At 55.7% G+C, this 6106-nt stretch carries 1 protein-coding gene and 2 pseudogenes; all 3 read left to right on the top strand.

From position 1 onward, the window contains the following. Positions 1–1524 (top strand): annotated as a pseudogene (locus tag RMSM_RS41315) (BatA domain-containing protein); the annotation flags it as partial. Between the two features lie 3 nt (positions 1525–1527). Next, on the top strand, positions 1528–4389 hold the full coding sequence (locus RMSM_RS25420; protein ID WP_008703375.1) for a DUF1355 domain-containing protein: 2862 nt from the start codon (positions 1528–1530) through the stop codon (positions 4387–4389). Positions 4390–4535: 146 nt separating this feature from the next. Further along, positions 4536–6106, top strand: a pseudogene (locus RMSM_RS25425) (DUF4175 family protein); the annotation flags it as partial.

Consider the following 6106-nt stretch of genomic DNA (forward strand, 5'->3'; position numbering starts at 1 on the left):
GCTCCGCTTCACTGGAAAGTCAACGGCATCGAACAAGATCAGCAATCAATTGACTCCATTGACGCACAGCAGTCACTGGAGGTGAATTGGGAACACACGTTTACGACACCAGGGACGTACCGTGTCAGTTGTCAGCTGGAGCACTCGGACGACTTGATCGCAGATAATCATTTCAATACGGTGGTCGAAGTGGTCGACCGTGTCCCGGTGGTCATCGTCGAAAACGCCTTCGAACTCGCCGAGATGCAGCAGGATTCCTACTTTGTCCAGGCGGCGTTGGGGTGGATTGATGGTGTCCCGCTGAGTGACAATTCGATCTATGTGCCGACGCTCGTTTCGCCCGCGGAATTAGCGACGATGGATCTTTCCCAACAACGTGTCGTTGTGATTCCCAACTTGACACGATTGGACGATGACGTCGTTGCGATACTCACCGAATTTGTCTCCGATGGAGGCGGCCTGTGGATTGGACTTGGCCCTCGAACGGACGTCGATTCCTTCAATCACTCGCTGTTTGCCGACGCCAGCGGGTTGTCGCCCCTGAGGGTCGACCGTATCGTCGACGAGGATCACTCCGACGACGCCGCGGATCCTTCCAATGACGATCCGACGGAAACCCGCCGCACACGAATCGATCCGTTTCGCAGCACCCACTCGGCGACACGCCAATTGGCCGATGACAAACAACTCGACTTAGCGGACGCGGTGATCCGGCGCCGTTTCCAATTCGTCACCAGCGAGAATAGCAAATCGCTATCGGTCCTGCTAAACCTTAGCAACGGGCAGCCATTGGCGGCAGAAAATTTTGTCGGTCGGGGCCGAGTGATCGTTCAGGCGGTTCCACTACGTCTGCAATGGAGTGATCTCGCACGCACCCAGTCGTTCGTGGTGATGGTGCGTGATTGGATTGACTATTTGGCGCAGCCGCGTGCGACACAGTTCAACCTTCAACCCGGTGAGCCCATCGTGATGCGGACACCGTATTCCGAGGCGTCAGAGCAATCCGATCAGGTCGCAGCGACCGCGATATTGAGAACACCACACGGGGACGCAATCGAGTTGACCGCCAATCAACGTGACGATGGCTTCGAATTTCGCTCAAGCCGCACTCGGTTGCCGGGTGAATACGAACTGGAAATTGGGCTCGCGGATCAAGCGATTCCTTTTCAAGTGTTGCGAGACGCCAGTGAATCAAATTTGGAACCCCTCAGCTCCGATGCGGTTCAACAGATCACGGCTTCGACCACCGCCACCCCGTCGGTCGAACGATTGTCCGCAACGGCGTCGACGCAATCCGATCCATTGTGGCCCTACCTACTGATTGGGTTAATTCTGCTGATCACGGGCGAATTAGTCCTCTCCGGCATTCTGGCTCGCGAACGATTTGGTGTCGCGGGGATCCCTGAGTTCTCCGAAATGGATGCACCCACGTTGGGTGTGACGGTTGGCGAAACGGTTTCAGAACAAACGAACCTGCGGGGCCGCCGTTCCCTCGTTGACGCAATCCCCTCGGAGGTGAACTGAGCGATGGGAGCCACCGAAACCACGACCCAGCAATACATAGCGCTGGAACACCCGTTCAATCTGCCACTGATTGTCTTAATAACGCTGCTTTGCGGCGCAGTGATGTTATGGGCCTTGTTTCGCGAACGTCGCATACTCGGCATGAAGACCACGTCGTCGTTCTTCGTGCTTCGTGTGTTCGCGGTAGCCGCGGTCCTTTGGATGTTGCTCGCACCTACAAGCGTTCTAGAAGAATCGACATCAACCAAAAAAGCGGTGGTGATTTTATCGGACGTCAGTGCCAGCATGGCGACAGTGGATCCGGTTGGAACGGCGGACGATTTACGATGGGCGGTATCTGATAACGCAGCACACTCGGACTCGCCGCTCATCGAAACTGTCGCACTTGCTGACCGGACGATCGCAGCACTTGGCATTGCACATCGCGAATTGTCCGCTGCGATCAGCGAACTCGAAAAACATGGCGGCGATCGTCTGGTGACAGAACATGTTGGATTGGCCAGCAAGGCGATCACGCGATCGAGGATGCATTTAGATCAAGTTCGTGATGTTGGAACACCCGCCAACGTGCTGGATTCGGACACAATCACCCCGTTGCTTTCTCGCTTGTCGACGCTGCTCGAAAGCCCCGAGTGCGACGCGTTGGCTGAACTTGCTGAAACACTGCATCGCGATCGCACTCCGACCGAAGCCGGTTGGCGAGAGGGGCTTACCGATCTGGTGGGACGAACCGCAATTGCGCGCCGAGTTTCGATCGAGCTCGCCGAGCAATTGTCCAAGAATGCGTCTGCGCTGCGGGACAGTGGTACGGTCGCCTCAGCCACGTTTCACAACCGAGCCCGCGGCGAGCGTGTCGCCTCGTTTTTAAACCAGCTTGGCCATTCGAGTTTGGATTCGATCACAGAGATCGCTGACGTTCGCTGGAGTTTCTTTGGTGACGCGCCACGGGATTTATCCAGTGACAACGAAGCGAAGATGTTTTTAAGCGAATTGGCGGATCGCGATGATCTGGCAAAGGTGACTGACTTGTCCTCTGGGCTGCGTCATGTGGACCGCATGCGGCAAGATCAACCGATCGCGGCAACGTTTGTACTGTCGGACGTCGCCCACAATCACGCTGGCGACCGTAAGCCGACGGAAATTGCGACACAGATGGAAAGTTCACCGGTTTACGTCGTCCCAATTGGCAACCCGTCACGGCTGCGGGATATCGATTTGCTTTCGACCAGTGCTCCGAGTGTTGCAATGCGAAACGACGCCGTGGTCATCGAGGCCCAATTGGAAGCGTACCAGTGCTTGGGAGAGACATGCGTCGTGCAACTGATGCAGGACGGACAAATGATCGATTTCCGAAATGTGCTGATCGACTCGGATTCCGCGAGCCACCGCATACGCTTTGACCAACGTGTCGCCGAGATTGGGACGGCAACTTTTCAGATCGCCGTGGATCCGTTGGATGGCGAAATGACGTTGGAAAACAATTTCAGCGAAGTTGAGATCAACGTGACGCGGAGTGATATTAAAGTCCTACTCGCAGATGAGCATCCACGCTGGGAATATCGCTACCTGGCACAATTGTTTCGCCGCGATGACAAGGTCGAAGTCGACGAATTGCTGTACCACCCTCGTGTCATCGCGACTGGTCGTCGTGAAGAAACGAAAACGTTCCCGATCACCGTTGACGACTGGGATCAATACGACGTGGTGATTTTGGGCGACATTCGGACAGACCATTTTCCGGCGCAGTCGCAAGAGTCGTTGCTGCAGTACTTGCGAACTCGCGGTGGCACTTTGATCATGATTGCGGGCGATTCCGCGATGCCCGCAGCTTATCAGGACCATCCGCTTGCTGCTGCAATCCCGGTTCGCCCCACCGATAACGCCGACGCCCCCCACCGCGAATATTCCTTCCGTGTGACTGAGCAGGGACGATCCCACGTGGCGCTGATGATCGGTGAAACCGACTCGGCGACTCGCGATGCATGGGATTTTGTTAATCGATTTTCACCGCTGCATAAAGTCTCGCGATGGCGGGCACCGCTGCCAACGGCTCGCAGTTTGATCGCAGCCGCGCCACGCGACCTCGGTCCTAGTCCCAGTGATGCGGAGCTGTCCGATTCGACGTTCTTGTGTTGGCAACCAGTGGGCCGAGGCCGTGCGGTCTATTTGGCCGGCCCGGATACGTACCGTTTGCGTTTTTTGCGCGGGGATCAATTGCACTATCGATTCTGGGGACAATTGATGCGTTGGGCGATTGCGTCCGATCTGTCCGCGGGTAACCGTTCGGTACGGATTCGCACTGGCAAAACGCTCTATGAAACCAACCAGAGCGTGGATGTCGAAGTCGAATTACTTGATGCCGAAGGAAATCCCGTCGTCGAGGATAGCGATGCAACCGATGTACTGCATCTGCGGCTGATCTCGGGTCAGGATGAGCGAATGGTTCCGCTAGTGGCAGACGCGGATCGTCCCGGTCACTATCGGGCCGAACTTCGCTCGTTGCCACCGGGTGTCTATCAGGCCCAGCCGGGTGGCAGCTTGGTTGATTCACTTGCGGAAATCGATGCAGCTGAGTCGTTGTCTGAAATTGCGTCCGCCACATTCACAATACAGGCTGATTTGCCAAGCGAGCTTGTCGATACGAGGTGCAATCGCGTGCTGGCGGGACAAGTCGCCGAATTAACCGGAGGTCAGGTACTGCCGCCCACCGCCGTTCGCGAAATCATCGAACTGACCAATTTGGATCCTGTCGTCACCCACCGTGTACAGCGCCAACCTTTGTGGCTGCGTTGGCGGTATCTATGGTTAGTGTTTGGATGTTTGCAAATCGAATGGATTGTTCGTAAGTGGAGAGGGCTTTCGTAATCGTGTCAGCTTCAATTTCAACGCATCCGTTACCCTCCGCCATGACGGTCAAACTAAGATCGGTACGATGGCGACACGCAATCTTCGCGACCATTCACGCCCTTTCGATAGGATGGTGCGTGTTGGTTTCGTTAATGATCCTATCAATGACACTGGATTGGTTGTTTCCGTTCATCGATCCGCTGGTGCGACTCCTGCTGACGTCGGGGACATTGATTGCGACGGTGATCACAGTCATAGCGATTGCGATCAAGCCGATTCGTCGGTCGCTGGGGTGGCATCACGCTGCGAGTGCCGTCGACGTTGGTATCCCGCAATTAGAAGAGCGTTGGTCAACGGTCACAAGTTTGTCGAGGCGAGACCAAACCGGTGATTCGGCGACCGCCAAGGCGATGGCGGCACAGGTTACTAGCGAAGCGATCGCGATGGAGCGAATCGTGCGACCCCATACGATTGCGTCGCCCGTTCCACTTCGCCAGACATTGGTTATGGCGGGAGTGATTGGCATCATCCTTGTCGGCATGATTGCGATTAGCCCGCGACAAATGTCAATCTTGTTACATCGTTTTTGGGTTCCCACGTCCAACATCACCGCGACGCAATTGACCAGCGCGACCGGTGACCTGCGAGTGCCTCGCAGCGAAACCATCCAGCTGGTTACAAAGCAGAATGGTTTAAGGCGATCGACAGCAATACTGACGCTGCGAGATAGCGAGGGGCACGAACAAACCCATCGTCTGCGACCAGACCAGGAAATGGCGGATCAGTTTTCGCACCCGATCCGAGTCGACGAATCGTTGAGCTACCGTATTCGCTCGGGTGATGCACAAACGGATTGGCATCAAGTGCAGGCGATCGACTACCCCGAAATCTCCGAGTTATTATTCACGATCGAATACCCCGAGTACGCCAATCGCCCCAGTGTGCACCGTGACCTGATCCCGCGACGCATCAAGGTGGTTCAGGGCAGCACACTCGACTTGGCGATCAAGCCGCTCGAACCTCTGCAACGTCTTTCGATTTCGCTCTCCGCACCCAAGCAATCGGTCCGCGATGCCGATTCGCAGGGGCAAGACGTGGATGAATCAGTACAAGATTTGGTTGCGGATGCCGATGGATGGTACCGATTTCACATGCAACTGATCGACGATGTCGTGCTGCGTCCGGTGTTACAAAGCCCTGGTGGTTTAACGAACCAACGTAAAACGTTCTGTCGGATTGACGTTATCGCGGACAAAGCTCCCGTCGCTCGCGTGATCAGCCCCACCGATGAGATGGCCGTTGCGGTCGATGAAACGATCGAGATCGAATTCGAAGCTCACGATGATCACGGGATCGCAACCGCCGAATTGGTCGTCTATGACGAAACACAGAAAGACGCCGATGGAAACCCGAAAGTGGTCGCCGTCAAACCGATTCCACTCGGCGAGCAGAAGATGCAGAAGCACGTGATGGGAAAAACGCAGCTCAATTTGAAAGAGTTGAATTTGCTTGAAGGAAGCGAGATCAGTTACGCGGTCCGGGTTACCGACAATCGCATGGTTCCGTCCACGGACGAGAACACACGGGATCCAATTCCTCCGTCACCGGATCTCCTCGCTAGCAATCGCGAAACCGAAGAGCCCGCTGAACCAACGGATCCAAAGCCAGCGGACGCGAAAGCTAGCGATGGAAAAAATTTGGCGGCACAACCACAAACAACGCAAGCGAGCGTTGC

Origin of the sequence: Rhodopirellula maiorica SM1, from assembly GCF_000346295.1 — a bacterium.
Taxonomy (GTDB): domain Bacteria; phylum Planctomycetota; class Planctomycetia; order Pirellulales; family Pirellulaceae; genus Novipirellula; species Novipirellula maiorica.

What these genes read in the sequence shown, in the direction of transcription:
- RMSM_RS25420 (WP_008703375.1), top strand. Translation starts at nt 1,528, where the DNA reads ATGGGAGCCACCGAAACCACGACCCAGCAATACATAGCGCTGGAACAC.